Source organism: Streptomyces sp. NPDC104106 (assembly GCF_055584345.1).
The window spans coordinates 102,081-125,740 of record NZ_JBVJMF010000004.1 but is presented as its reverse complement, the minus strand read 5'-3'; the positions used below and the strand labels follow the sequence as shown (position 1 = coordinate 125,740).

Below are 23,660 nucleotides of genomic sequence, written 5' to 3'. Positions count from 1 at the left end.
CGGCACGCTTCGTGGCGGAGGGCGGCGCCGCGGACGGCGCGGGCCCCGCGCAGGGCCTCGTCCTCGCCGGCCGAGAGGGCCGGCCGGCGAACGCGTGAGGTGCGCGGGCGGATGGCGCCAGGCGGGCTCAGAGGCCGTGAGGGCGAAGTGGCGCGCGGGAAGCCGGCGAGGGCGAGGACGAAGGTGTCACCCCGCCTCGGGGGCGGGTTCCTTCGCAGCGGACCGGACCGGCACCACGACATCGGCATCCTGGTTCGTCCCGCCGGTGCTGCTCTCCCCGTCCCCCGCGCCCACCCCGCTCGTCCCCCTCGTGGCGCCCTCCTCCGGTACGACGATCTCCCCGTCCAGTACCTTCTTCGCTCGGGCGGAATCCAGCGCGCCCTCCCAGCGGGAGACGGCGAAGACGGCGACGCAGTTGCCGAGCAGGTTGGTGGTGACCCGCATGGAGTCCATGATCCGGTCGACGCCGAGGAGCAGGGCGACCGCTCCGGCGGGGATGACGCCCAGAGACGTCGCGGTGGCGGACAGCGCGAGGAAGGCCGAACCGGGCACGCCCGCCATGCCCTTGCTGGTCAGCATGAGCACGAGGACGACCGTGATCTGCTGACCGAGGCTGAGGTCCACACCCACCGCCTGCGCGATGAACAGCGTGCCGGTGGACAGGTAGATCGAGGCGCCGTCGAGGTTGAAGGAGTACCCGGTGGGCAGCACCAGGCCCACGGCGTCGTCCCGGCACCCGGCCTGCCGCAGCTTGTGCATCATGCGCGGCATCACGGTCTCGCTGGAGGCGGTGCCGAGGGCGAGCAGCATCTCCTCGCGGGTGTAGCGCACGAACTTCCACAGGCTCAGCCCGCTGACCAGTCGCAGCGCGACCGCGAGCACCACCAGGAAGAGCGCGGCAACGGCGTAGCACAGGGCGATGAGCTTGCCGTAGGTCGTGATCACACCGAGGCCGTACTGACCGACCAGGTGCACCATCGCACCGAACACGGCGAGCGGCGCGAGCCGCATGACGAAGCCGACGACCGCGAAGACGACCTCCTGCACCTGCTCGACGGCCGGCAGGATCCACGGGACCCTGGTGTGGCCGAGACGCAGCAGCGCCGCGCCCACCAGGCAGGCGAGGACGAGGACTTGGAGCAGCGCGTTGTCGGCGAAGGCGCCCACGAAACTGTTCGGCAGCGCGTCGAGGACGAACCGGGTCGTGGACGGCAGCGAACCGCCCTGCGTCTGCTTGTCGAGCGCTGCGGCGTCGAGCTTGGCGCCGTCGACGTGCATCCCGGAGCCGGGTGCGACAACGTTGGCGGCCACCAGGCCGAGGACCAGCGCGGCCGTGGAGGCGACCTCGAACCAGATCAGAGCCTTCAGCCCGATCCGCCCGAAGGCCTTCAGATCGCCGGCCTTGGCGATGCCGACGACGACCACGCAGAACACCAGCGGCGAGATCACCGCCCTGACCAGGCGCACGAAACCGTCGCCGAACGGCTGGAAGGCCGCGGCCGATTCCGGCCACAGCCTCCCGACGACGATACCGAGCACAAGAGCACAGGCGACCTGCGCGAAGAGAGAGGTACGCAGTATGCGTGCGACGCGTCGCGGCAGGGACGGTACGGACTGCGGCACGGGCACTCCTAGAGGACGTCGACTCGCGGAAGCCGAACGGAATTTCCGTCATACGGAAAACGGCTTCCGTGTCGATCACTCTGGAGACGTCGTTGATCCCTTCGGAGACGCCCGTGTCACAGCCGTGTAAATCACGCCACGCGTGGCGCATCCCACATCGCCGGGCTCAACAGCGCCTGCGGTCCTGCGTCAGCACTCCCTGAGCCGTGGCCAGCGACCGGTCGTAGCAGCCGGCGGAGCCGTAGAGGCGGTAGCGCTCGCCGGAGGTGCCCACCGCGTGCCGCTGGTCGCGCGGCACGTTGATCGTGTACGCCGCGTCGCCGCTGTAGATGTCGTCGAGCCGCGACCACGCGATGCTCCGGCCGCCCTGCCGCTGTGTCACCGCGGCACGGTCGCCGAGCGTCAGCACCGTGCGCAGCCGGTTGTCGGTGCCGATGGTCGTCGCGCCGTCCAGGGTGTACGTCCGCTGCGTGTGCGCGGTCCGGACGGGGCCGTGTCCGCCGGTGGTGACCGTCTCGTCGTCGCTCCAGGTCGCGTCCAGCGCGTCCGTGTTCTCGCCGTCGGTCCAGCGGTGCACGGAGGTGTTGGCGAGCGTGCGGGTGACGGTGGTGGTCACACGGCCGTGCGAGGTGTCGACGTACCCCGAGACGGTGAGCCGGTGTCCGGCCTCGGTGTTCACCCGATTCAATGTACCGGGCGCGTATACGGAGGAGTTGGCGAGATCCGTCGCCTTGTCCGTGGAGAGCGCGCCGGTGAGGCGGTCGCGGTGCGCGTCCTGCCAGACCAGCACGTTCACCGGCGTGCTCCAGCCCGGCTGCCCGGCGGGCACGCCGGCGACGGAGACCTGGACGCGGTGCGGGCGGCCGTCGTCGAGCAGGCCCGCGAAGGGCGTGAGGTCGTACTGGATCGGCCGTACGTCGAAGGCGCCGGGCGCGGGGAGGACGTACCAGAGGAAGGGGTTGGACCAGCCGCCGGTCCAGACGTTCGGGAACGGCGCCGCGATCCCGGCGAGCCGGCCGTCGACGGTGACCTGCACCTCGCGGTAGGGGCCGTGGTCGGCCTTGCAGGAGTACGAGGCCGGGTCGGCCACGGTCAGGTACCAGAACTCCTCGCAGCCGCCGCCCGAGCCGGCCGCGTACACCTCGGCGACGATCCGCTCGCTGTTGCGCGGGGTGGTCAGGGTCGTGCCGTTCGGGGTGTCGGCGAGGGTGAGGACCCGGTCGGGAGTGCGCTCGGCGGGGCGGCCCGCGTAGAAGGTCAGCGTGACGTGCACGCCGATGACGCCGGTGTACGTGCCGTCCACGACGTTGCCGATCAGCATCTCGACGTCCTGCGCGCTGCGGAAGGTGTCGCTGTAGCGGGTGACGTCCTTCTCGACGTGCCACGCGATGCCGTCGGGCGAGGGCTCCGGGGTGGAGGTGCGCAGGATCTCGACCCCGCCGACGTGCAGATAGCCGAGCCGGTCGTACTGACGGCCCTTCACCGTGCCGTCGAGGCGCAGGACGACCTTGCTCCAGCGGTCGCCGCAGCCCTGGGGCGGGGTGTAGGCACCGCGGTAGGGCGTGAAGTCACGGAACTGCGCGTCGGCCAGGGTGACCTGGCACGACTTCGTGTGCGGCCGGGCGATGGGCGGTGCGGCGGTGACCGGGTCGTGCCAGTCGGTACCGAACTCGGCGGGAACATCGGCCGCTTGGGCGGCGGACGCCCCGGCGCCGAAGAGCGCGCTCGCCAGGAGGGTCACCCCGGCGACCATGGACATGACTATCCGTCTTCTCATGGCCCGTGTTCTACGGGCAGTACGCGCCGCCCCGCAATGACGCCTCGTACGACACCCCCGCGGTGACGGCCCGCATGACGCCTCGCCGCGTCAGGCGCCCAGCTCCTCCTCGTCCCCCATCACCATCACCGGATGGCGGGCCGGGTCGAGCGTGCGCAGCAGGAACCTCATCGCCCCTTTGGGCACGCTGACGCAGGCGGACGTGCCGTCACCGTGGTCGGGGTGCAGCCAGATGCCGCCGCCCCTGTCGTTCCCCATGGGGCGGGTGGGGTCGTGCGGCGGTGTGCCCGGCCGGCGGTTGTAGTCGATGGCGATGACGTAGTCGAAGACGTGCTCGTACGCCTCCCCCTCGATCGTCGGCGCGTAGGCCCGCACGTCCTGGTCGTACGGCAGCCTGCTGCCCGGGTCGTCGAGGACGCCGCCCGCGTCGGTGAGGCCGAACACGCCGACGGGGCTGCGGTCGTCACCCGAGTAGTGGTGCTTCGTCCAGCCGTTCCGGCCATTGTGGGCGGGCCACGTGGCCACCGGCCGCCACTCCGGGCCCTCCTTCATGTACAGCACCGCCGTGGAGTCGGGAGAGTCCCTGCCCTTGCCGTACACCGCCAGCACCTGACCGGAGTCGTCGGGGATCCGTTGCTGCAGGCGGTCGCCGAGCCCCGGGACGCGGGTCGGGTCGGTCGGCGGGAGGGCCGCGACGGCCGGGTTGGGCGCGGCCGGCCCGCGGGGACCCAGCGCGCCGTCGGCGCGCGCGGGACCGGATCCGCCGCTGTCACACCCGGAAAGGACCGCCAGCAGGGTTCCGAACGCCGTCACCGCGACCGTCAGGCGCCGCGCACTGTAGATCTGCACGTGACCATGGTGGCATCACACACACTTGATTGTGTGATTAATGCGGATATTTCACTGTGTTGGGCGACGGTGCCGGAGAGGGCAGCCGGCTGACGGAACGGCAGACGGCCACTTGCCGGAAGGCGGCCGAATCCCCGACCCCGCCGGGAAAACCGTTTGAAATTCACCACTGCGCGACGCGAACCTTTCACGGCTTGCTGCCACCTCTCATCGCCTCCCCCTCCTGACACGAGCCACTGGGACGTCATGCAGATTCAAGACCTTCCGTACTCCGATCCGGGTGTCCCTGACGCTCGTTCGGGCCCCCGATTCCTGTGGTGGCTCTGGCGGAACCAGCTGGGCGGACAGCTGAAATCACTCGCCTGGGGCCTGCTGCACTTCGTCTCCGTCTCGGCCCTGCCCTTCTGCGTCGGCCTCGCCGTCCAGGCCGTCGTCGACCGCTCCGGCACCCGGCTCGCCCTGACGGGCGGTCTGATGCTGCTGTGCGGCACGGGTATCGCCGCCGGCGACACCTTCCTGCACCGGGCCGCCGTCACCAACTGGATCACCGCCGCCGCCCGGGTCCAGCAACTGCTGGCCCGCAAGGCCGCCCAGCTGGGCTCCGCGCTGACCCGCCGGGTCGCGGCCGGCGAGGTGGTGGCCGTGTCCACCGGCGACGTCGAGAAGATCGGCTGGTTCGTCGAGGCGGTCTCCCGGTTCACCGCGGCCGCCCTGACGGTCGTCATCGTCTGTGCCGGCCTCCTCGTCTACCAGCCCGCCCTGGGCGCGATCGTCGCGATCGGACTGCCCCTCGTCGCACTCTCGGTACTGCCGCTGCTGCCGCGGGCCACGCGCCGCGCGGACGTCCAGCGTGAGAAGGCGGGCCGGGCCACCGAGCTGGCCTCGGACACGGTCGCCGGGCTGCGCGTGCTGCGCGGCATCGGCGGCGAGGAGCTGTTCCTCGACCGCTACCGCCGCGCCTCGCAGGAGGTGCGCCACGCGGCCGTGCACAGCGCCCGGATGTGGTCGCTGATCTCCGCCGTCCAGGTGCTGCTGCCCGGCCTCCTCCTCATCACCGTCGTCTGGCACGGCATCGACCTGGCCCGGCAGGGCCGCATCTCCGTCGGCGAACTCGTCACCGTCTACAGCGCCGTCATGGTCCTCAACTACCCGCTGCGGCATTTCGAGGAGATCGCCATGGCGTACTCCTTCTCCCGTCCGTCGGCCAAACGGGCGGCCCGGGTGCTGTCGCTGCGGCGGACCACGGCCACCGACGGCACCCGTGCGGCCGAGGCGCCCACCGGGGACCTGTACGACCCCGGCACCGGTCTGCTCGCCCCCGCCGGCCGGCTCACCGCCGTCGTCTGCGGCGACCCCGACGCGGCCGGACGCCTCGCGGAACGCCTGGGCGGACACCCCGCCGAGCCGGACCGCTCGGTCCTGCTCGGCGGCGTCGCCCTGGACGAACTCCCCCTGGACAGCGCCCGAACGGCCGTCCTCGTCCAGGACAAGGAGCCGGTGCTGCTGTCCGGCACCCTGCGCGAACTGCTCGACGTGCCCGCCTCCGGAGCCGTCGCGGCCGAGGACGCGCTGGCCGCCGCGCAGTGCGACGACGTGCTGGACGCACTCGTCCAGGGGTCGCTGGACGCCGCCGACCCGATGGACGCCCGCATCACCGAGCGCGGCCGTTCCCTGTCCGGCGGCCAGCGCCAGCGGCTCGCGCTGGCCCGGTCGCTGGTCACGGACCCGGAGGTGCTGGTGCTGGACGAACCGACCTCGGCGGTCGACTCGCACACCGAGGCCCGGATCGCGGAAGGACTGCGCCGGCTGCGCTCGGGCCGCACGACCGTGGTGTTCACCTCCTCTCCGCTGCTGCTCGACCGCGCGGACCAGGTCACCCTGGTCCACGACGGCGAGGTCGTGGCCGTCGGGATCCACCGCGACCTCGTCGACAACGAGCCGCGGTACCGCGCCGTGGTCACCCGGGAGACGGACGAGGAACTGGCCGCGGCCGACGAAGAGGTCCTGCTGGACGCCCTCCAGGAACTGGAAGAGATCGAGGGAAGCGCATGATCGGCGTTGCGCCACCGGCGTACGACCCGGCGGCACCGATGACCGCCACCACCCTGCCCGTCGGCGCGAGCGCGACCGTGCGGGCCTACGTCACCGAGCTGTTCCGCCGGCACCGGCGGGCCTTCCTGCTGCTCATCGCCGTCAACACGGTGGCGGTGATCGCCTCCATGGTGGGTCCGTACCTGCTGGGCGGCCTGGTCGAGCGCGTCTCCGACCGCTCGCGGGACCTACAGCTGGGCCTGACCATCGGGCTGTTCGCACTCGCGCTGGCCGTGCAGGCCGTGTTCGTCCGGCAGGTGCGGCTGCGGGGCGCGGTGATCGGCGAGCGGATGCTGGCCGATCTGCGCGAGGACTTCCTCGTCCGCTCCGTCGGGCTGCCCCCGGGCGTGCTGGAACGGGCGGGCACCGGAGATCTGCTCTCGCGCATCACGACCGACATCGACCGTCTGGCCAACGCGATGCGCGAGGCGGTGCCCCAGCTGGCGATCGGTGCCGTGTGGGCTCTGCTGCTGCTCGGCGGGCTGGTCGTGACGGCCCCGCCACTGGCGGCCGCCGTGCTGCTCGCCGTGCCGGTGCTGCTGGCCGGGTGCCGCTGGTACTTCAAGCGGGCACCCTCCGGCTACCGCTCCGAGGCCGCCGGGTACGCCGCCGTCGCCGCCGCGCTCGCCGAGACGGTGGACGCGGGCCGCACCGTCGAGGCACACCGCCTGGGCGCGCGCCGGGTCGCCCTGTCGGAGCGGCGGATCAAGGAATGGACGGCCTGGGAGCGCTACACCCTGTGGCTGCGGTCCGTGCTCTTCCCCGTCATCAACGCCGTCCACGTGATCGTCCTCGGCTCGGCCCTGATGGTCGGCGGGATGTTCGTCCTGCACGGCTGGATCGGTGTGGGCCAGCTGACCACCGGCGCGCTGATCGCGCAGATGCTCGTCGACCCGGTGAACCTGATCCTGCGCTGGTACGACGAGGTGCAGGTCGCCCAGGTGTCGCTGGCCCGCCTGGTCGGCGTGCGGGACATCGAACCGGATGCCGGGGACGCCGCGCTGGCCCCCGAGGGACGCAACGTCTCCGCCGACCGGGTCCACTTCGGCTACCGCGAGGGCGTCGACGTGCTGCGCAAGGTCTCGCTGACGGTCGCACCGGGCACCCGGCTGGCCCTGGTGGGCCCGTCCGGAGCGGGGAAGTCCACGCTGGGCAGGCTGCTCGCCGGGATCTACGCGCCCCGGGACGGCACGATCACCCTCGGCGGCGCCGAGCTGTCCCGCATGCCGGCCGAACGCGTCCGCGCGCACGTCGCCCTCGTCAACCAGGAGCATCACGTCTTCGTCGGCTCCCTGCGCGACAACCTGCTGCTGGCCCGGACCAGTGCCACGGACGCCGAGCTGTGGGCCGCCCTGGGCGCGGTCGACGCGGACGGCTGGGCGCGGGCCCTGGACGACGGTCTGGACACCGAGGTCGGATCGGGCGCCCTGGCGCTGACGCCGGCGCAGGCCCAGCAGATCGCGTTGGCCAGGCTGGTGCTGGCCGATCCGCACACGCTGGTTCTGGACGAGGCGACCTCGCTGCTCGACCCGCGCGCCGCCCGCCATCTCGAGCGGTCCCTGGCGCGCGTCCTGGACGGCCGCACGGTGGTCGCCATCGCCCACCGCCTGCACACCGCCCATGACGCCGACGTGATCGCCGTCGTGGAGAACGGCCGGATCAGCGAGCTGGGCAGTCATGACGAGCTGGTCACGGCGGGCGGCCCGTACGCGGCCCTGTGGCGGTCCTGGCACGGGTGAGCATCCGCCGGTGCGTGCGGTGGCCGGCGCCGGGGTGGCAGCTCCACTGGCGGCGCCGACCGCCCCGCCGGCCTCGCCGGCTGGGGCAGCATCCGCGCGGAAGGGGCCGGGAAGGGGCTCGCCACCGGCCTCCGGGAAGCCGGAGCGAGGCCGGCAGCCGACGTCCGGCCTCCCGCCGGAAGCGGGGGCCCATCCGATCGCCGGTGACCCGGGCAGGGGCGGGGCGTGATCCCCCCGCCCAGCGTGTCCACGCGGTGCGGCCGCCCCATGGGGTACGGCCCCCTCACCGTTCCCGCTCCCGCCCACCCGCGACGACGGGGCCGGGCCTCGGCGCACCGGGCCGCTGCACCACCGCCACGGGCCCCGGACGGACGGGGCCGGGTCCCGGCGGTCCGCGTCGCCCAGGGCCCCGCCGCGGTCGCGTACCCGTGCGCGGGACCGCGCCGGGAGCCGTGCCGTTGCGCGGTCCCGAGCCGGGGTGGAAGGCTGGAGAGCGGCACCGGTTCGGGGAACTCCGGAGGACCACCTGGTTCCCGGCGTTCGGCACCCGTGCCGTGCGTGTCGGCGGCCCGCCGCCCCGAGCGGTGGTATGAGGCCGTCCTCATCACCCGGAGGTACTCGTGGACAACGCCGACAAATGGGGGGATGACGTCTACCAGCCCGATCCAGCGGAGATCGCGGAGGACTCGGGGATTCTCGACGTCGAGGACACACTGGACTTCGACGGCGTCACCGACCCGCTCGACCGCGGCTGGTCCCCTCCCGAGCGGCCGTGGGCGGTCGAGCACACCGGGGTGACGGCGGCCGAGCGCCAGGCGGGCGAGACCCTGGACCAGCGGCTCGCCGAGGAGCAGCCCGACCTCGTCACGTCCGACAGCGACGGCATCGGAGACTGCGCCGGCACCGACGGGGAACCCCTCGACAACGAGGTCGGCGACCGCCGCTCCGGCCGACTGGTGGCCCCGGACGAGGGTGTGCACGAGGACGACGAGGCCGCGCTGGTCGCCACCGATGTCGGCATCGACGGCGCCGCCGCCTCCGCCGAGGAAGCCGCGATGCACATCGTCGACGAGGACTCCCTGCCCAGCTGACCCGCCCGAGGAGCCGCCATGCAGCAGGACAAGCACCCGGACTACCACCCCGTGGTCTTCCGGGACCGGGCAGCCGGATACGCGTTCCTGACCAGGTCGACGGCGCGGAGTGAGCAGACCATCGAGTGGGACGACGGCGAGAGCTACCCGGTGATCGACGTGGAGATCTCCTCGGAGAGCCACCCCTTCTACACGGGCAAGGCCCGCACGGTCGACACCGAGGGCCGGATCGCCCGCTTCGAGCGCCGGTACGGCGGAGCGGGGTCCGGCGAGACCGGCTGACCGGGACCGAGGGCCCGCCTGCTCCGGGACCCAGCGGCGAGACCTGCCCCGGATGCCGCCCCCGGCGCGACCCCGCCGGTCAGATCACATTGAGCGCGGCCGCGCAGCCCACCCCGCCGAGCAGCATGAACACGGGCATCAGCACCTTCAGCTCCACCCAGCTGCCGGCGCGAAAGCGCATCGCCTTCGGCGGGCCCAGCGGATACCAGCGCTTGCGGCCGATCGGGATGGGCCACAGGATCGGGCAGCCGGACACGGTCAGCGCGTCCCCGAGGTCGTGCACGAGCGCACCCAGCACGATCGGCAGCCCCAGCCACAGGTACTGCTGGTCCGGCCCCGAGAACAACCAGTCGGAGCCGTTGCCCGGCTGGTCCAGGATCCCGGCGAGGATCCAGGCGCTGGTCGCCGCCAGCAGCCAGACCAGGACATCGCTGCTGGAGCCGCGGGCCGCCCGCCACAGCAGGCCTTCGATCGCCAGCACCATGTGCACGAAGAGGATCCCGAGCACCGCCCAGCGGCCTCCCGTGATCGCTCCCGCCGAGCAGCCGGCGCCGATCAGGACCGCCCACAGCCACGTGTGCGTCAGCGTGCGGTGGCCGCCGTTGCGCCGCGGGTCGCCCTTCATCCGCGTCGCCTTGTACACGCCGTAGGACAGCTTGTCCACGATCTCGCAGACCCAGTGGGAGACCGGACCGAAGGAGCGGGAGATGGTCGCCGCCTTGTGGTCCAGGTCCGGAGCGAGCGCGGCACCGGCACAGATCAGCGCACCGACGAGGAGGACGGGCCAGGGCATCGGGTGCCCCGCCGCCGCGGCGGCCGCTCCGATCCCGAGCCAGGCCGCGGCCCCCGACAGTGAGTGTGCTGGTCCCATCATGGCCGCTGCCCGCCCCATTCCTCGTATCACGCCGCTCAGTTGACCCGGCGCGCTGATGCCTCGTCGGTGACACAGCGTAGCTTCCGTGATCTTCGTCGTCCCAGCCGATTCCCCCCTCGGGGACCAGGCCAGGCAAGATGGGTGCGTGACCCTCATCGATCAGCTGCCGCCGACCGCCGACCCCGACGCCCTGTACGAAGCCTTCGAGTCGTGGGCGCAGGAGCGCGGCCTCACGCTCTACCCGCACCAGGAGGAGGCGCTGATCGAGGCGGTCTCCGGGGCGAACGTGATCGTCTCGACGCCCACCGGGTCCGGCAAGAGCATGATCGCCGCGGGCGCGCACTTCGCCGCGCTGGCCCGCGACGAGGTCACCTTCTATACCGCCCCGATCAAGGCGCTGGTGTCGGAGAAGTTCTTCGAACTGTGCAAGCTCTTCGGCACCGAGAACGTCGGCATGCTCACCGGCGACGCCTCCGTGAACGCCGACGCCCCCGTGATCTGCTGCACCGCGGAGGTGCTGGCGTCGATCGCGCTGCGCGACGGCAAGAACGCCGACGTCGGCCAGGTCGTCATGGACGAGTTCCACTTCTACGCCGAGGGCGACCGCGGCTGGGCCTGGCAGATCCCGCTGCTGGAGCTCCCCCAGGCGCAGTTCATCCTGATGTCAGCGACTTTGGGCGATGTGTCCTTCTTCGAGAAGGACCTGGCCCGCCGCACCGGCCGCCCCACGGCGGTGGTCCGCTCGGCGACCCGCCCGGTCCCCCTGTCCTACGAGTACAAGCTGACCCCGCTCACGGAGACGCTCACCGATCTGCTGGAGAGCAGGCAGGCCCCGGTGTACATCGTGCACTTCACGCAGGCGCAGGCCGTGGAGCGGGCGCAGGCGCTGATGAGCATCAACATGTGCTCGCGCGAGGAGAAGGACCAGATCGCCGAGCTGATCGGCAACTTCCGCTTCACCACGAAGTTCGGCCGCAACCTCTCCCGCTACGTCCGGCACGGCATCGGGGTCCACCACGCCGGCATGCTGCCCAAGTACCGCCGACTGGTGGAGAAGCTCGCCCAGGCCGGCCTGCTGAAGGTCATCTGCGGCACGGACACGCTGGGCGTGGGCGTCAACGTGCCCATCCGTACCGTGCTGTTCACGGCGCTGACCAAGTACGACGGCAGCCGGGTGCGTACACTGCGCGCCCGCGAGTTCCACCAGATCGCGGGCCGGGCCGGCCGCGCCGGGTTCGACACGGCCGGACTCGTCGTGGCGCAGGCGCCCGAGCACGTCATCGAGAACGAGAAGGCACTGGCGAAGGCGGGCGACGACCCCAAGAAGCGCCGCAAGGTGGTGCGCAAGAAGGCCCCCGAGGGCTTCGTCGGCTGGACGGACAACACCTTCGAGAAGCTGATCGCCTCCGAGCCCGAGCCGCTGACCTCGCGCTTCCGGGTCACGCACACGATGCTGCTGTCCGTGATCGCCCGCCCGGGCAACGCCTTCGAGGCGATGCGCCACCTGCTGGAGGACAACCACGAGCCGCGCAGGCAACAGCTGCGGCACATCCGCCGGGCCATCGCGATCTACCGCTCCCTGCTCGACGGCGGGATCGTGGAGAAGCTGGACAAGCCGGACGCCGAGGGCCGCATCGTCCGGCTCACGGTCGACCTCCAGCAGGACTTCGCACTCAACCAGCCGCTGTCCACGTTCGCGCTCGCCGCGTTCGAACTCCTCGACCCCGAGTCGCCGTCCTACGCGCTCGACATGGTGTCCGTGGTGGAGTCCACCCTGGACGACCCGCGGCAGATCCTCGTCGCCCAGCAGAACAAGGCACGCGGCGAGGCCGTGGCCGCGATGAAGGCGGACGGCGTCGAGTACGAGGAGCGCATGGAGCGCCTCCAGGACATCACCTACCCCAAGCCGCTGGAGGAGCTTCTCTTCCACGCGTACAACACCTACCGCAAGAGCCATCCGTGGGTCGGCGACCACCCGCTGTCGCCCAAGTCCGTCATCCGGGACATGTACGAACGGGCCATGTCCTTCACGGAGTTGGTGTCCTTCTACGAGCTGGCCCGCACCGAGGGCATCGTGCTGCGCTACCTCGCCGGCGCCTACAAGACCCTCGACCACACCATCCCCGACGACCTGAAGTCCGAGGACCTGCAGGATCTGATCGAGTGGCTCGGCGAGATGGTGCGCCAGGTGGACTCCAGTCTGCTGGACGAGTGGGAGCAGCTCGCGAACCCGGAGGAGATGACCGCCGAGGAGGCCCAGGAGAAGGCCGACGAGGTCAAGCCGGTCACCACCAACGCGCGCGCCTTCCGGGTGCTGGTCCGCAACGCCATGTTCCGCCGCGTGGAACTGGCCGCCCTCGACCAGGTCGAGGAACTGGGCGAGATGGACGCCGAGGCCGGCTGGGACGCCGACGCGTGGGGCGAGGCGATGGACAAGTACTGGGACGAGTACGAGGACCTCGGCACCGGCCCCGACGCCCGCGGCCCCAAGCTGCTGGTCATCAAGGAGGAGCCCGAGAACGGCCTGTGGCGCGTGCGTCAGATCTTCGACGACCCGAACGGCGACCACGACTGGGGCATCAGCGCAGAGGTCGACCTCGCGGCCTCGGACGCCGAGGGCCGTGCCATCGTCCGTGTCACCGAAGTCGGCCAGCTGTGAGCCGTCCGCGACCAGGTGTGAGCCAAGGAGAGACCCACCGATGACCAACCCGGCCGAGAGACTGGTCGACCTGCTCGACCTCGAACAGATCGAGGTCGACATCTTCCGTGGCCGCAGCCCGCAGGAGTCCTTGCAGCGGGTCTTCGGCGGCCAGGTGGCCGGCCAGGCGCTGGTCGCCGCCGGCCGCACCACCGAAGGCGACCGCCCGGTGCACTCGCTGCACGCGTACTTCCTGCGCCCGGGCCGACCGGGCGTACCCATCGTTTACCAGGTGGAGCGGGTCCGCGACGGCCGGTCGTTCACGACCCGCCGGGTCACGGCCGTGCAGCAGGGCCGTACGATCTTCAATCTGACCGCCTCCTTCCACAAGCCCGAGGAAGGACCGTTCGAGCACCAGCTGCCGCCCGCCCGTGAGGTGCCGCACCCGGAGTCGCTCCCGACGGTCGCCGAGGAGGTCCGGGGGCACCTCGGCGCGCTGCCCGAGCAGTTGGAACGGATGGCGCGCCGTCAGCCCTTCGACATCCGGTACGTCGACCGGCTGCGCTGGAACGCCGAGGACATACAGGGGGCCGAGCCGCGCAGCGCCGTGTGGATGCGCGCGGTCGGACCGCTCGGCGACGATCCGCTGGTCCACACCTGCGCGCTGACCTACGCCAGTGACATGACCCTTCTGGACGCCGTCCGCATCCCGGTCGAACCCCTGTGGGGCCCGCGGAACTTCGATCTGGCCTCACTGGACCACGCCATGTGGTTCCACCGGCCCTTCCGCGCGGACGAGTGGTTCCTGTACGACCAGGAGTCGCCGATCGCGGTGGGCGGCCGGGGCCTGGCCCGGGGCCGCATCTACAACCTCGAAGGGCAGCTGATCGTCTCCGTGGTCCAGGAGGGACTGTTCCGCAAGCTGGGCTGACCTGGGTTTCAGCTCACGGTCCCTCGCCGGGGCGAGGGCGTACGGCGTCAGTGCGCCAGGCCAGAGCGAGTTGGGTGCGGTTGGCGCTTCCGGTCAGTTCCATGGCTCGGGTCAGGTGTTTCTTGACGGTGTCGACCGTGACACCGAGTGGTGATCGGCGATGCGGGCGCGGTGGACCTGTGGCTGAACGGCAAGGGCATCGGGTCACCGAGTCCCTCCGACGAGCTGGTCCGGCTCGCCTTCACGGACAAGGCACCGCCCTGACCCGGCTCCCAGGTGTTCTCACCGGCAGCTGATGCGGTGCACCGGCCGGCCCGTCGCCGGGGATCGTGTGCGCCGGCGGTTGGGTGTCACGCCGGCCCCTGCGGCCTCGGTCCTCTCCCGTGCCGACGCGTTCGGTGCCAGGGGTCGCGGCCGGCAGGCCGATGAACCCGGAGGCCTCGGAACCTGTTGGCCGTCGGGATCGCGGGCGATGCTGCGCCGTGCGAAACGGAGTTGGAGCGCCCTGTGCGCAGGGCCTGGGACAGCTCGCCGACCCTCCTGCGAATCCTGCCAGACCGGGATCGCCGGGACCGCCCTCGCTCCGGATCACTGCCCGTACCTCAGCACCAGCACCGCCGCCGCGGCCGCCCAGCGCAGGGCCATGGAAACGAGGACCGGCCGCCCCGCGGAACGCGGTCTCGTTTCCGGCGCCATCACCCCCGGTCTGCGGGCGTACGGCGCAGTGAAGCCGTTCAGCGCCCGCAGGGTGCTGCCGTTTCGCGCTATGCCGATGTACGCGGCGATGGAACCGACCCCGAAATGCCCCCAGGTCCAGGTGAACCGCTGGGCCTTGCGGGCGGCCTGCTGCCCGCAGGCGCGGCAGAGAACCTTGGTCTCGCGCTGCACCTTCGCGGCCAGCAGGATGCTCAGTACTCAGGTCGCCGAGACCGGTACCGCCGGGAACCAGCCGCAGATCTCGCACTCGCAGGGCAGCCGGGCACTGGCTGGGTGAGACGACTCCGGCCGTCCCGGAGTGGTCGTCCTGGTCATCATCCAGGTGGAGTTGACCGCCACGCCGGTGGCCGCGGTACGGGTGCCAAGGTCGTCCAACTGCTTGCGGTAGCCCAACCGCAACCCGAGCGCGCCCACCACAGCGGCGTACACGTCGGTGTACGCCCGCGCCGCCGCCGCGACGTCCACCCGGCCGGCCGCGAGGTCCTGGTCGATGGAGCCGATCCTGGCAGCGGCCGCGCGGTGCACGTCATCGGGCTCGGCTCCCTCGGTGACGCCGAGCCAGGCAAAAGGACTGGCAGTGGCCACAGAATCCCCCCAATCACCCGATATCAAAGCCGCGTTGAACGGCCGACCTCCGACGAGCCCCTCGGCCGGCGGGGTGAAGACCGCACGCCCGTACCATGGCCCTGCCGAGCCCGGCTCCCCCGTTGCCGGCGGAACGCCAGGTCCCATGCTCGTGCGCCTTCTGCCCAGGTACGTACGACACAGCCCGACGTCCCCACGCAGCGGGCACGACGAGCGCGGACCGCGGCCCGCACCGCACCATCGTCGCCGCCCCGGGGGCACCTGGCGATTACCCGAAGGTGGAATCGAACACCGCCTGAATCCGCGCCGCCCGGGCGTCGTACCGCGCCACGCAGCAGCACCCACGACCAACCCCCCTGCACTGGCCGGCGCCGTCAGCCCGTGGCACCCTGGTCCTCGACAGCCGGGGCCTCGCCAAGGCCGGCCTGCGCGACGCACCGTCACCAGACGGCTCGTCTGCGCCTGCGCCGACGGCCTTCGGTGATCAGCTTCGCGGCCACCTCGTCGAGGTGGCCCACCCCTGGGTCAACCGCCCCGCCCCGAAGTGGCCCCTGTCCCGCCTCGTCGTCGAACCGGTCACAGAGAGTCTGATCAGCGGCCGGTCCCGAGGGTGCAGCGGCGTGCAGCGCGCGGGCCGGCATGTGCAGTCCCGTCGAGACCTGGCCAAGGTCAGGTCACCTGCGGGAGCGGCATCAGGCATGCCCACCACGGTCGCTGTGACCGTCGCCGGGCGGGACGATCCCGATGGCGGCAAGGTTCCGCGCCTCCTGACCTGCCGGATCGAAGGGCTTCGCCGCGGTGAAGACGATCCGTGCGTTCTCGGGGGTGATCACCTCCACATCGCGGGTGTTCCAGGGCGTGTCCCGTGGACCGTCCACCGAGTCCGCGCGCACCGCGCGGCAAGCCTCGGCAAGGGCATCGACCTGGCTGAGCACGCACGCGAAACTGAAGCTCACCGCCGGCGGCTGCTCCGGAACGTCCGCGGCCGAGACGAGGAGTACGTCCTGGAACGCCCAACGGCGCAGATGCACGAGCCTGCCGGGGATGCTGAACAGCTCGAAGAACCCGAGCCCGCGAATCCAGAAGTCCACCGACGCGGCCAGATCGCTCGTCGGGATCGTCATGAAGGCAGGCATCCCGTAGATGCCGCGGAACGGCTCCGGCGGAACCGCATCCGGTCCGGGAGCGGGCACAGGACTCATCTCGAACGCGTTGTAGTAGTCACTCATGCGCCCCACCCTCCAGCCTCACGCCACGTGAGGAGCAAGCCGGTTCCGTGGATCTCGCCCCACTAGGTCTCATGTCTTCCGACATCAAAGAGCCCATGGGCAACGGGCGTCGTCAGCGTGATCGCGATCTGCATCTGCCGTCCGCCCATGCTTCATTGCCCACTTGCGCAGTAGGTAAAGTATTTACACTCGTCGTCTTGTGGACCAGGAGGTTCCCCTTGCTCTCCTCTCTCGTACGGCCCCGGTACCTGGTCCGGCCGTTGGCCGCGCTGGCCGTGACAGCGACGGTCACCCTCGCCCTGCCGCCGGTCGGCGCATCTGCCGCCGAAACCGGCCCCGCCGCGGTGGCGGACGCGTTCCGGACGGGGCCGGTCTACGTCGACCCCCGGGCTGGCGGCGAGTTGCCGAAGGCGGAGGCCGACCAGCTCGCGGAGAAGATCAGGAAGGCGGACAAGCCGGTCTTCGTCGCCGTACTGCCCGCGACATCCGACTACCCGCGGGCCACGCTGTTGCGCGACCTGCGCTCGCTGACCGGCATCACGGGCGTGTACGCGGTCCGGCTCGGCACCGGGTTCAACGCGGGCGCGGACCATCAGGTGATGCCGAGGGACGCGGTCGACAATCTCAAGGGCGCGGTGAGGCGTTCGTACGCCTCCGATGCCTCCGCCGAGGTGAACGCGTTCGTGGACCAGGCGCTGAGGCAGGCTGCGGGGCACGCACCCGCCTCCTGGCAGGATTCCGGCAGCGGGAGCGAAAGCGCGGCCACCGGCATGCTGGTGGGCGGCCTGGTGGTGGCCGGCGCGGCCGGGGGCGGGTACGCACTGTACCGGCGGGCGCGCAAGAGGCGGGAGGAGCGCGAGCGGGTCGAGCTGGAGGCTCTGCGCCTGGTGGTGGACGAGGACATCACCGCCTTCGGCGAGGAACTGGACCGCCTCGATTTCTCGCCGTCCGAGCCGGGCGCCACGGACGCGATGCGCGACGACTACGGCCGCGCCCTGGACGCCTACGACCGGGCCAAGCAGCAGATGGCCGCGGCACATCGCCCGCAGGACGTCCAGCCAGTGACGGAGACCCTTGCCGAGGGACGTTTCGCGCTGGCCGTCCTGGCGGCCCGGCGCACCGGTGCGCCGCTGCCCCAGCGGCGTGTCCCGTGCTTCTTCGACCCCCGTCACGGCCCGTCGGTCAGCGATGTGAACTGGTGCCCGCCGGGCGGGGTACTGCGGATGGTGCCCGCCTGCGCCGAGGACGCGCTGCGGGTGAGCCAGGGCGGACAGCCGCTGACCCGCATGGTACCCACCGACCAGGGCGCCCAGCCGTACTGGAACGCGGGCCCCGCCTATGCCCCGTGGGCGGGCGGATACTTCGGCGGCGCCGGCGGTGTGGTCGGCGGCCTGCTCGCCGGCACCCTGCTCGGCAGCCTGCTCGGCGCGCCCTCGGCCTTCGCCGACGGCGGCGACGGCTTCCCTGGCGTCGAGGGCCTGCCGGAGGGCGGCGAGTTCTCCGGTGCGGATTTCACCGCCTCGGACTTCGCGGGCGGCTTCGGTGACTTCGGCTCCGACGGCGGTGGTGACTTCGGCGGCGGCGACTGGTGACCTGACGCCGTCCGGTGCCGGCCGAAACGCCGGCACGTTTCCGGGGTGGCTGCGGTCTACTTCCCAGTGCACCCCAATCCGGCCGTGGGACTGACGACATCGGTCCGCCGCGATGCCCAGGAAGCGCTCGGAGAGGGAAAGCATCCATGCCTCGCGGCAACGATCTCCGAGACAGGGAGCCTCGCCCGTGCCCCGGCGAGGCACACGCCCGGACCGGCGCTCCGCACTGGTCGAACGGGGCGCAGCGTGGATCAGCGAGGTCAGGTCGGCAAGGGCCGGTGCAACGCCCTGCGGATCACACCTCTGTGCTCTGGAAGTTGATCTCCAGCGCGTCACCTTCGTGACCCGTGGCGGAGGGTGCGCCTTCCTCTCCGCGCCGCACGCGGCACAGCAGTACGGCGCAAGGCTGGTCGTCGCCCACGCCGGCGCACAGGCCCGCGACCCACTCCAACGGCTCGGAGTGGTCAGCACGCGTCGGCGGAGCCGGATCCCACGGCATCTCCCTCTGCGCGTCCGACCGGGCGTTGCGGCGAGCGTTTCATTTGCTAGATTGCGCAACTAATTAATTCACGTCGCCTCACTTCGCCTGCCGGACACGGACGCTCCCCGGACGGCACCCGGGGCGTGACCGTTTGTGGGAGTGGGAGATGTCTGACCTGCGGGACGGCTCCACCGGCCGCGCCACACGCCGCCGTGGTACCGAGGTGCCGCACCAGCGTACGGACGGGTCCACCGGCGGGCACCCCCCTGGCGGCCGGGCCGCCGCGCGGGCGGCGGCCTCCCGCTCCGCCGGCCGGGGAGGCGCACGGCGCCGTGTCCGGCCGGCGAGCCGGGCCAGGCGGGCCCTGCGGGCGGCCGGGATCTGCCTGGCTCTGGTGGTGCTGGCGGCGGCTGGTGCCGGGTGGTGGTTGTACCAGCACCTCAACGGCAACATCACGAGTGTCTCGCTCGACGGCAAGGGCGGCGCCGAGAAGGCGGACGCCTTCGGCCGCACGCCGATCAACATCCTCGTCATAGGCTCGGACGGGCGCACCAGCGCGGCCGACTGCAAGCTGGGCGGCGGCTGTTCGCAGACGGGCGTGCAGTCCGGCAACGGGAACGCGGACGTGGAGATGGTGGTGCACATCGCCGCCGACCGCTCCAACGCCACCGTGATGAGCATCCCCCGTGACACCATGACCTCCGTCCCGGCCTGCAAGGACAGCGCGAGCGGCGCCTCCACCGCCGGCTACTACGGCCAGATCAACAGCGCCCTGTCCTACGGTCCGGCCTGCCAGGTCGCCACCATCCACCAGTTGACCGGCATCCCCATCGACCACTTCGTCAAGCTCGACTTCGCCGGCGTGGTGAGCATGTCCGACGCGGTGGGCGGGGTGTCGGTCTGCGTCAGCGACAACGTCTACGACACGTACTCGCATCTGAAGCTGTCCAAGGGCACCCACATCCTCAAGGGAGTGGGTGCGCTGGAGTTCGTCCGCTCGCGGCACGGCTTCGGCGATGGCAGCGACCTGGGCCGTACCTACGCCCAGCACATGTTCCTCAGCTCGATGATCCGCAAGTTCAAGAGCGCGGGCACCCTGACCGATCCCTCTGCGGTCTACGACCTGGCTAACGCGGCCACCAAGGCACTGACCGTGGACGACGGCCTGGGCAGCATCAGCAAGCTGGCGGGACTGGCCTCCGACGTGAACAAGGTGCCCTCGCACCGGATCACCTTCACCACCATGCAGACCGCTCCCGACCCCAACAACAAAGACAGACTGGTGCCGGGCGCCGGGGCGAAGTCGCTGTTCGCGACCATCGCCGGCGACCAGTCCCTGACCGGCGACTCGGGCAAGAAGTCCACGACGGCCACCGCCACCCCCCAGCCGGTCGACCCCTCCCAGATCGCCGTGAAGATCGAGAACGGCACGGGCACCAGCCGCCCGCGCGCCTCCGAACTCGCCACCGCGCTCACCGACAAGGGCTTCAGTTCGGGCACGACCACGGCGAACGCCCCCAGTACGACCACCACCACGACCCTTGCGTACGGAGCCGACCAGAAACCGCAGGCCCAGGCGGTGGCCAAGGCGCTCGGCCTGCCGTCCTCCCATCTGAAGCAGGGCACCGCCGGCGGCCTGACCCTCGTGATCGGCAGCGACTGGCCCAGCGGCACCACCTACTCGAGCACCAACGGCAGCGGGTCCTCCCCGGCACCCGCCGACACCCATGCCGCAGTCTCCAACGCCCATGCCGAGACCGCCGACCAGTCCAAGAGCTGCGCCCAGGTCAGCCCCTACAAGACCGTCCAGCTGAACGGCGTCAACATGACCCCCGCCCAGGCGTACGCCGCCGCCACGGACCAGCCCGACTCGGACCGCTGACCCGTAGGCAACCGCCTCAGCCGCCGGGAGCACGCGAACGGGGAGCCGGGCCGCGACCCACCACGGCCCGAGCGGTCAGCCGGCCGACAACTCCTTCACGACGGTGGCCGCGTCCCTGTCGGCGGCGAAGCAGACCTGGCGTCGCCCCGCACGCCGGGAGCCGACGAGGCCCGCGAGGGTCACGTCGCTCTCGCCCTGGGCGAGCACCGACAGCGGATGCAGCCGTACCGAGGACGCCGGCAGTCCGAACAGCGCACCCCTCCGCGAGCACGTCGGCAGACGGCTCGACGGGTCCGCCGGCCTGTGCTGCCACGTCTTCTCCCGCTTCCCGAAGTCCTGGGCGATGCCGTGCGGACCCGAGGCATAGCCCTGACCGATGGCGCGGAACTTCCACTCGCCGCCGTGGCGGTACAACTCGCCGAAGACCATCGCCGTCTCGGTGGAGGCGTCCTCGGTCACGTCGTCACGGGCGATCTCGCGGCCGTCGGCCTGGTTGACGACGCGGGTGCTACCGCAGTTGCGGAGGTGCGGGGCCGATGAAGCCCGGACCGCCAGGGTCGTCGTCGGCGACTGCCTCGTGAGCGGAGCGGACGGCTTCCTCCGGCGTGTGCTCCCGCTCCAGGAGGCCGAGGAGGAACGGCACCACGCCGCGCTCCAGCAGCGCCGCCTGCCAGGCATCCCGCGCCTGACGCACGCGCGGATCTCTGGCGCCATGATCCGCGTGCCCTGTCAACGACCGGTTGCGCGCCGCGGCGACCAACAGCCATATGAGATCGACGACCCCGGATCCGACAGCCAGGACGGCGGCAACCGCGCCTGCGGCGACCAGGGCGTCGCCGATGCGCCGGGCCTGGTCCAGGGCGTGCAGTCCGTATCCGAACACCAGGAACACGGCCCCCGCCATGGCCGAAAGGCTCGGCACGAACACGGCCAGCACGGGGAGGATCCCGCCTGCCGAACGGGCGGCAGCGCCTTCGTCGCGCCTGCCGGACGCCCCTTTCAGTTCAAGGTAGTCCTGGTACTCGACTCCGGCTGCGGCCGTGATCGTCTCTCGTGCCGCCAGTGCCCGGGCACGCAGGTCTTCACGGGTGGCCCTCCCCGCATGCCGACGCAGTGCCTGACTCACTTCCGGGGAGTCCAGGGCCTGGTCCAGGATCCGCTCGAAGACGGCACCGCCACCTGCCGGCAAACGGTCGGGCGTGGGCATGTGTGGCTCCCCGTTGGAAGTGGTCCCGCGTTCGGCACCGTAATAGTTCTCCGATTGCGCAACTAAGAAACCTTAGTCAAGCACGAATGACGGTTCGCCGGAGAAGAAGCGCGGCCGGGATCAGACGCGGGGACCGTCGGGCCACTGTGCAGACGCCGCCGTCGAGGTTGCCGCACGCCCCGCAGACGGGAGAGAGGTCCGCTGATGCCCTCCGGGGCACTGATGGCGACCACGCTCTTCCCCGCGGTCAGGGCAGCGGTCCCGATCGATCAGTGCCGCTGCCGGGCGGCGTCGACCAGGAGGCAGGTGATGTCGGCGGGCAGGTTCAGATGGCGCTCGATCCAGTGGGCGTCCTGGGCGTGGACGGCGAAGACCCAGGCGGTGTACAGGGTGTTGAGACTCGGCGCGTTCTTGCCGAGCAGATACGGGCGCACGCCCTCCATCGGGAATCCCTCCAGCGTATGGGCGGTGAACCACGACTCGTCGACCGTCTCCGTCAGGTTCCGGCGGCGTTGGCGGGTCGCGCCGTGGTGGCCGTGCCACAGGGCCGCCACCACGACGAACGTGGCGGTGCCCGCGCCGATGAGGGCCCCGCCGACGAGCGGCCGGTCCCGGGCAGGCGCGGTGGCCAGCGCCGTCACCTCCAGCACCATCAGCACGATCACGCCCAGCAGGGCGGTGACCTCGCCGGTGTGCGGCTGGGCCCTCATGACACCCTCTCCTTCGGCTTCCATCCTGGCCCGGCACCGGACCGATGTCCTGGGGCCGTACGACCCCTGCCCAGGCCGGGCGGGCGGAGGGCGCTGTCCTGGTGTGTCAGGCCAGCGCCCGGGGGCGTTCCCGCTCGGACTCCTCGTCGTCCACGTGCCAGTGCAGGTCGCTCACACCCGGCTCCAGCGACAACCGGGAGATGACCTGCTCCAGCGCGGCGGCGACATCGCCGTTGATCACGACCGCGGCGCGCAGGCTTGCGGCCTCCTCCTCCCGGCGGGCACGCAGCCCGGTGGGGGCGAGTCCGGAAGCGGTCAGGGTCTGCAGCAGCAGGGCCCGCAGGTGCGTCTCGGCCTCGCGGTCGCACACCAGGTGCACCGTGGCGCGGACGGTGGCGTCGGGGTCCGTACCGGAGGCCGGCGCCCGGTCCAGCAGCCGCCCGGCCGGCCGCAGCACCACGTGGACGGCCAGGACCACCACGGTGCCGAGCACGGCCAGGCTCAGCTTGCCGGATGCGGCCAGCACCCCGACGGCCGCCGAGCACCACAGGGTGGCGGCGGTGTTCAGACCCCGCACCCCGGCCCCGTCGCGCAGGATCACGCCACCGCCGAGAAACCCGATGCCGGACACCACGTAGGAAGCGACCCGGGTGGGACTGCCCATATCGCCCACGGCCTCGCTGTACAGCACGAACAAGGTGGCGCCGGTGGCGACCAGGGCGTTGGTGCGCAGGCCCGCCATCCGGGCGCGCCACTGGCGCTCGACGCCGATCAGCGCGCCGCAGGTCACCCCGGTGCCGAGCCGGGTCAGGAAGTCGACGGTGGTCAGAGCGTGCACGAGGCACCTCCTTCGGGGAGCGGGGCCGCGAGCGGCCGGATCAGGTGCGTGACAGTGAGGCCCCGGGCGGTGGCCGTACGGCGTCCGGGGCCGGACGTCAGGCGAGCGGTTCGAGGAATTCCAGGCGGTTGCCGACCGGGTCGGTACTGTAGAAGCGGCGGTGGCCGGGCAGGTTGTCGTCCCACACGACCGGTGCGCCGTGTGCGGCGAGACGATCGGCGAAGGCGTCGATGCCGGTGACGCGCAGGCCGGGGTGGGCCTTCATCGCGGGGTGGAAGGGGTCTTCGATGCCCAGGTGGATCTGGACGCTGCCGTCGGGCGTGGCGAACCAGCAGCCGCCACGGGCGGCCAGGACCGGGGGCTTGGGGATCTCGGTCATGCCGAGGGCGCCGGTGTAGAACCCGCGCAGCGAGTCCTCGCTGGCGGGCGGTGCGGCGAGCTGGACGTGGTCGAGAGCGGTGAGCATGCGGACCGGCCTTTCCGTACGGGCTGTGGGTGGATGGTTCTCCACGGCGTCCGGGGTG

The 23,660-nt window shown here is 71.6% G+C and carries 19 protein-coding genes and 1 pseudogene; 8 read left to right on the top strand and 12 right to left on the bottom strand.

Going from position 1 to position 23,660, the window contains the following annotated elements:
• Positions 1–186: 186 nt before the first annotated feature.
• The 3 genes from ACZ60X_RS11270 to ACZ60X_RS11260 form a co-directional block, all read right to left on the bottom strand.
• The gene (locus ACZ60X_RS11270) at positions 187–1,623 is read right to left on the bottom strand and encodes a cation:dicarboxylate symporter family transporter (protein WP_469596318.1); all 1,437 of its coding nucleotides are present in this window, start codon (positions 1,621–1,623) and stop codon (positions 187–189) included.
• 166 nt (positions 1,624–1,789) lie between these two features.
• Entirely contained in the window at positions 1,790–3,400 is a 1,611-nt protein-coding gene (locus ACZ60X_RS11265) for a peptide-N4-asparagine amidase (protein ID WP_469596316.1), read from the bottom strand.
• 90 nt (positions 3,401–3,490) lie between these two features.
• Positions 3,491–4,249: a hypothetical protein gene (locus ACZ60X_RS11260; RefSeq protein WP_469596313.1), complete on the bottom strand. Its 759-nt coding sequence runs from the start codon at positions 4,247–4,249 to the stop codon at positions 3,491–3,493.
• A 246-nt stretch (positions 4,250–4,495) separates the two neighbouring features.
• Between ACZ60X_RS11260 and ACZ60X_RS11255 the strand changes: the two genes are divergently transcribed.
• The 4 genes from ACZ60X_RS11255 (at position 4,496) to ACZ60X_RS11240 (ending at position 9,452) form a co-directional block, all read left to right on the top strand.
• Complete coding sequence (locus ACZ60X_RS11255; RefSeq protein ID WP_469596310.1) at positions 4,496–6,301, top strand: ABC transporter ATP-binding protein; 1,806 nt, start codon at positions 4,496–4,498, stop codon at positions 6,299–6,301.
• Complete coding sequence (locus tag ACZ60X_RS11250) at positions 6,298–8,079, top strand: ABC transporter ATP-binding protein (protein WP_469596308.1); 1,782 nt, start codon at positions 6,298–6,300, stop codon at positions 8,077–8,079. The genes ACZ60X_RS11255 and ACZ60X_RS11250 overlap by 4 nt, the downstream gene beginning before the upstream one ends.
• A gap of 620 nt (positions 8,080–8,699) precedes the next feature.
• A complete protein-coding gene (locus tag ACZ60X_RS11245; protein WP_469596305.1) occupies positions 8,700–9,170 on the top strand; it encodes a DUF5709 domain-containing protein in 471 nt (156 codons plus the stop codon).
• Positions 9,171–9,188: 18 nt separating this feature from the next.
• On the top strand, positions 9,189–9,452 hold the full coding sequence (locus tag ACZ60X_RS11240) for a type B 50S ribosomal protein L31 (protein ID WP_469596303.1): 264 nt from the start codon (positions 9,189–9,191) through the stop codon (positions 9,450–9,452).
• Positions 9,453–9,531: 79 nt separating this feature from the next.
• Here the strand turns inward: ACZ60X_RS11240 and ACZ60X_RS11235 are convergent, their stop codons facing one another.
• A complete protein-coding gene (locus ACZ60X_RS11235; RefSeq protein ID WP_469596301.1) occupies positions 9,532–10,326 on the bottom strand; it encodes a metal-dependent hydrolase in 795 nt (264 codons plus the stop codon).
• Positions 10,327–10,471: 145 nt separating this feature from the next.
• Between ACZ60X_RS11235 and ACZ60X_RS11230 the strand changes: the two genes are divergently transcribed.
• Positions 10,472–12,985, top strand: a complete 2,514-nt coding sequence (locus tag ACZ60X_RS11230; RefSeq protein WP_469596297.1) for a DEAD/DEAH box helicase — start codon at positions 10,472–10,474, stop codon at positions 12,983–12,985.
• Positions 12,986–13,025: 40 nt separating this feature from the next.
• The gene (locus tag ACZ60X_RS11225; protein ID WP_469596294.1) at positions 13,026–13,895 is read left to right on the top strand and encodes an acyl-CoA thioesterase; all 870 of its coding nucleotides are present in this window, start codon (positions 13,026–13,028) and stop codon (positions 13,893–13,895) included.
• Positions 13,896–14,483: 588 nt separating this feature from the next.
• On the opposite strand, the gene ACZ60X_RS11220 is transcribed toward ACZ60X_RS11225, so the two are convergent.
• From ACZ60X_RS11220 to ACZ60X_RS11210, 3 genes are all read right to left on the bottom strand, one after another.
• Positions 14,484–14,783 (bottom strand): hypothetical protein, encoded by a 300-nt coding sequence (locus ACZ60X_RS11220; RefSeq protein ID WP_469596292.1) that lies wholly within the window; start codon positions 14,781–14,783, stop codon positions 14,484–14,486.
• Between the two features lie 27 nt (positions 14,784–14,810).
• The gene (locus ACZ60X_RS11215; protein ID WP_469596290.1) at positions 14,811–15,197 is read right to left on the bottom strand and encodes a hypothetical protein; all 387 of its coding nucleotides are present in this window, start codon (positions 15,195–15,197) and stop codon (positions 14,811–14,813) included.
• A 692-nt stretch (positions 15,198–15,889) separates the two neighbouring features.
• The gene (locus tag ACZ60X_RS11210) at positions 15,890–16,426 is read right to left on the bottom strand and encodes a VOC family protein (RefSeq protein ID WP_469596288.1); all 537 of its coding nucleotides are present in this window, start codon (positions 16,424–16,426) and stop codon (positions 15,890–15,892) included.
• Positions 16,427–16,644: 218 nt separating this feature from the next.
• On the opposite strand from ACZ60X_RS11210, the gene ACZ60X_RS11205 reads away from it, so the two are divergent.
• Together ACZ60X_RS11205 and ACZ60X_RS11200 are read left to right on the top strand one after the other, a co-directional pair.
• Positions 16,645–18,018: a hypothetical protein gene (locus tag ACZ60X_RS11205; RefSeq protein ID WP_469596285.1), complete on the top strand. Its 1,374-nt coding sequence runs from the start codon at positions 16,645–16,647 to the stop codon at positions 18,016–18,018.
• Between the two features lie 647 nt (positions 18,019–18,665).
• Complete coding sequence (locus ACZ60X_RS11200; RefSeq protein ID WP_469596283.1) at positions 18,666–20,381, top strand: LCP family protein; 1,716 nt, start codon at positions 18,666–18,668, stop codon at positions 20,379–20,381.
• 75 nt (positions 20,382–20,456) lie between these two features.
• Here the strand turns inward: ACZ60X_RS11200 and ACZ60X_RS11195 are convergent.
• The 5 genes and pseudogenes from ACZ60X_RS11195 to ACZ60X_RS11175 form a co-directional block, all read right to left on the bottom strand.
• Positions 20,457–20,894 (bottom strand): annotated as a pseudogene (locus ACZ60X_RS11195) (TerD family protein); the annotation flags it as partial.
• Entirely contained in the window at positions 20,890–21,588 is a 699-nt protein-coding gene (locus ACZ60X_RS11190) for a hypothetical protein (protein WP_469597453.1), read from the bottom strand. The pseudogene ACZ60X_RS11195 and the gene ACZ60X_RS11190, both read right to left, overlap by 5 nt.
• Before the next feature lie 269 nt (positions 21,589–21,857).
• Positions 21,858–22,298: a hypothetical protein gene (locus tag ACZ60X_RS11185; protein WP_469596280.1), complete on the bottom strand. Its 441-nt coding sequence runs from the start codon at positions 22,296–22,298 to the stop codon at positions 21,858–21,860.
• A gap of 106 nt (positions 22,299–22,404) precedes the next feature.
• Complete coding sequence (locus ACZ60X_RS11180; protein ID WP_469596277.1) at positions 22,405–23,136, bottom strand: MgtC/SapB family protein; 732 nt, start codon at positions 23,134–23,136, stop codon at positions 22,405–22,407.
• A 97-nt stretch (positions 23,137–23,233) separates the two neighbouring features.
• Positions 23,234–23,602, bottom strand: coding sequence for a VOC family protein (locus ACZ60X_RS11175; protein ID WP_469596274.1), 369 nt, complete (start codon positions 23,600–23,602; stop codon positions 23,234–23,236).
• Positions 23,603–23,660: the final 58 nt, after the last annotated feature.

Bases quoted from the DNA above. Each gene is read 5' to 3' on its own strand.
- ACZ60X_RS11265 (WP_469596316.1), bottom strand. From the start codon at position 3,400: ATGAGAAGACGGATAGTCATGTCCATGGTCGCCGGGGTGACCCTCCTG.
- ACZ60X_RS11255 (WP_469596310.1), top strand. From the start codon at position 4,496: ATGCAGATTCAAGACCTTCCGTACTCCGATCCGGGTGTCCCTGACGCT.
- ACZ60X_RS11250 (WP_469596308.1), top strand. From the start codon at position 6,298: ATGATCGGCGTTGCGCCACCGGCGTACGACCCGGCGGCACCGATGACC.
- ACZ60X_RS11240 (WP_469596303.1), top strand. From the start codon at position 9,189: ATGCAGCAGGACAAGCACCCGGACTACCACCCCGTGGTCTTCCGGGAC.
- ACZ60X_RS11235 (WP_469596301.1), bottom strand. From the start codon at position 10,326: ATGATGGGACCAGCACACTCACTGTCGGGGGCCGCGGCCTGGCTCGGG.
- ACZ60X_RS11225 (WP_469596294.1), top strand. From the start codon at position 13,026: ATGACCAACCCGGCCGAGAGACTGGTCGACCTGCTCGACCTCGAACAG.
- ACZ60X_RS11210 (WP_469596288.1), bottom strand. From the start codon at position 16,426: ATGAGTGACTACTACAACGCGTTCGAGATGAGTCCTGTGCCCGCTCCC.
- ACZ60X_RS11200 (WP_469596283.1), top strand. From the start codon at position 18,666: ATGTCTGACCTGCGGGACGGCTCCACCGGCCGCGCCACACGCCGCCGT.
- ACZ60X_RS11190 (WP_469597453.1), bottom strand. From the start codon at position 21,588: ATGCCCACGCCCGACCGTTTGCCGGCAGGTGGCGGTGCCGTCTTCGAG.
- ACZ60X_RS11185 (WP_469596280.1), bottom strand. From the start codon at position 22,298: ATGAGGGCCCAGCCGCACACCGGCGAGGTCACCGCCCTGCTGGGCGTG.
- ACZ60X_RS11175 (WP_469596274.1), bottom strand. From the start codon at position 23,602: ATGCTCACCGCTCTCGACCACGTCCAGCTCGCCGCACCGCCCGCCAGC.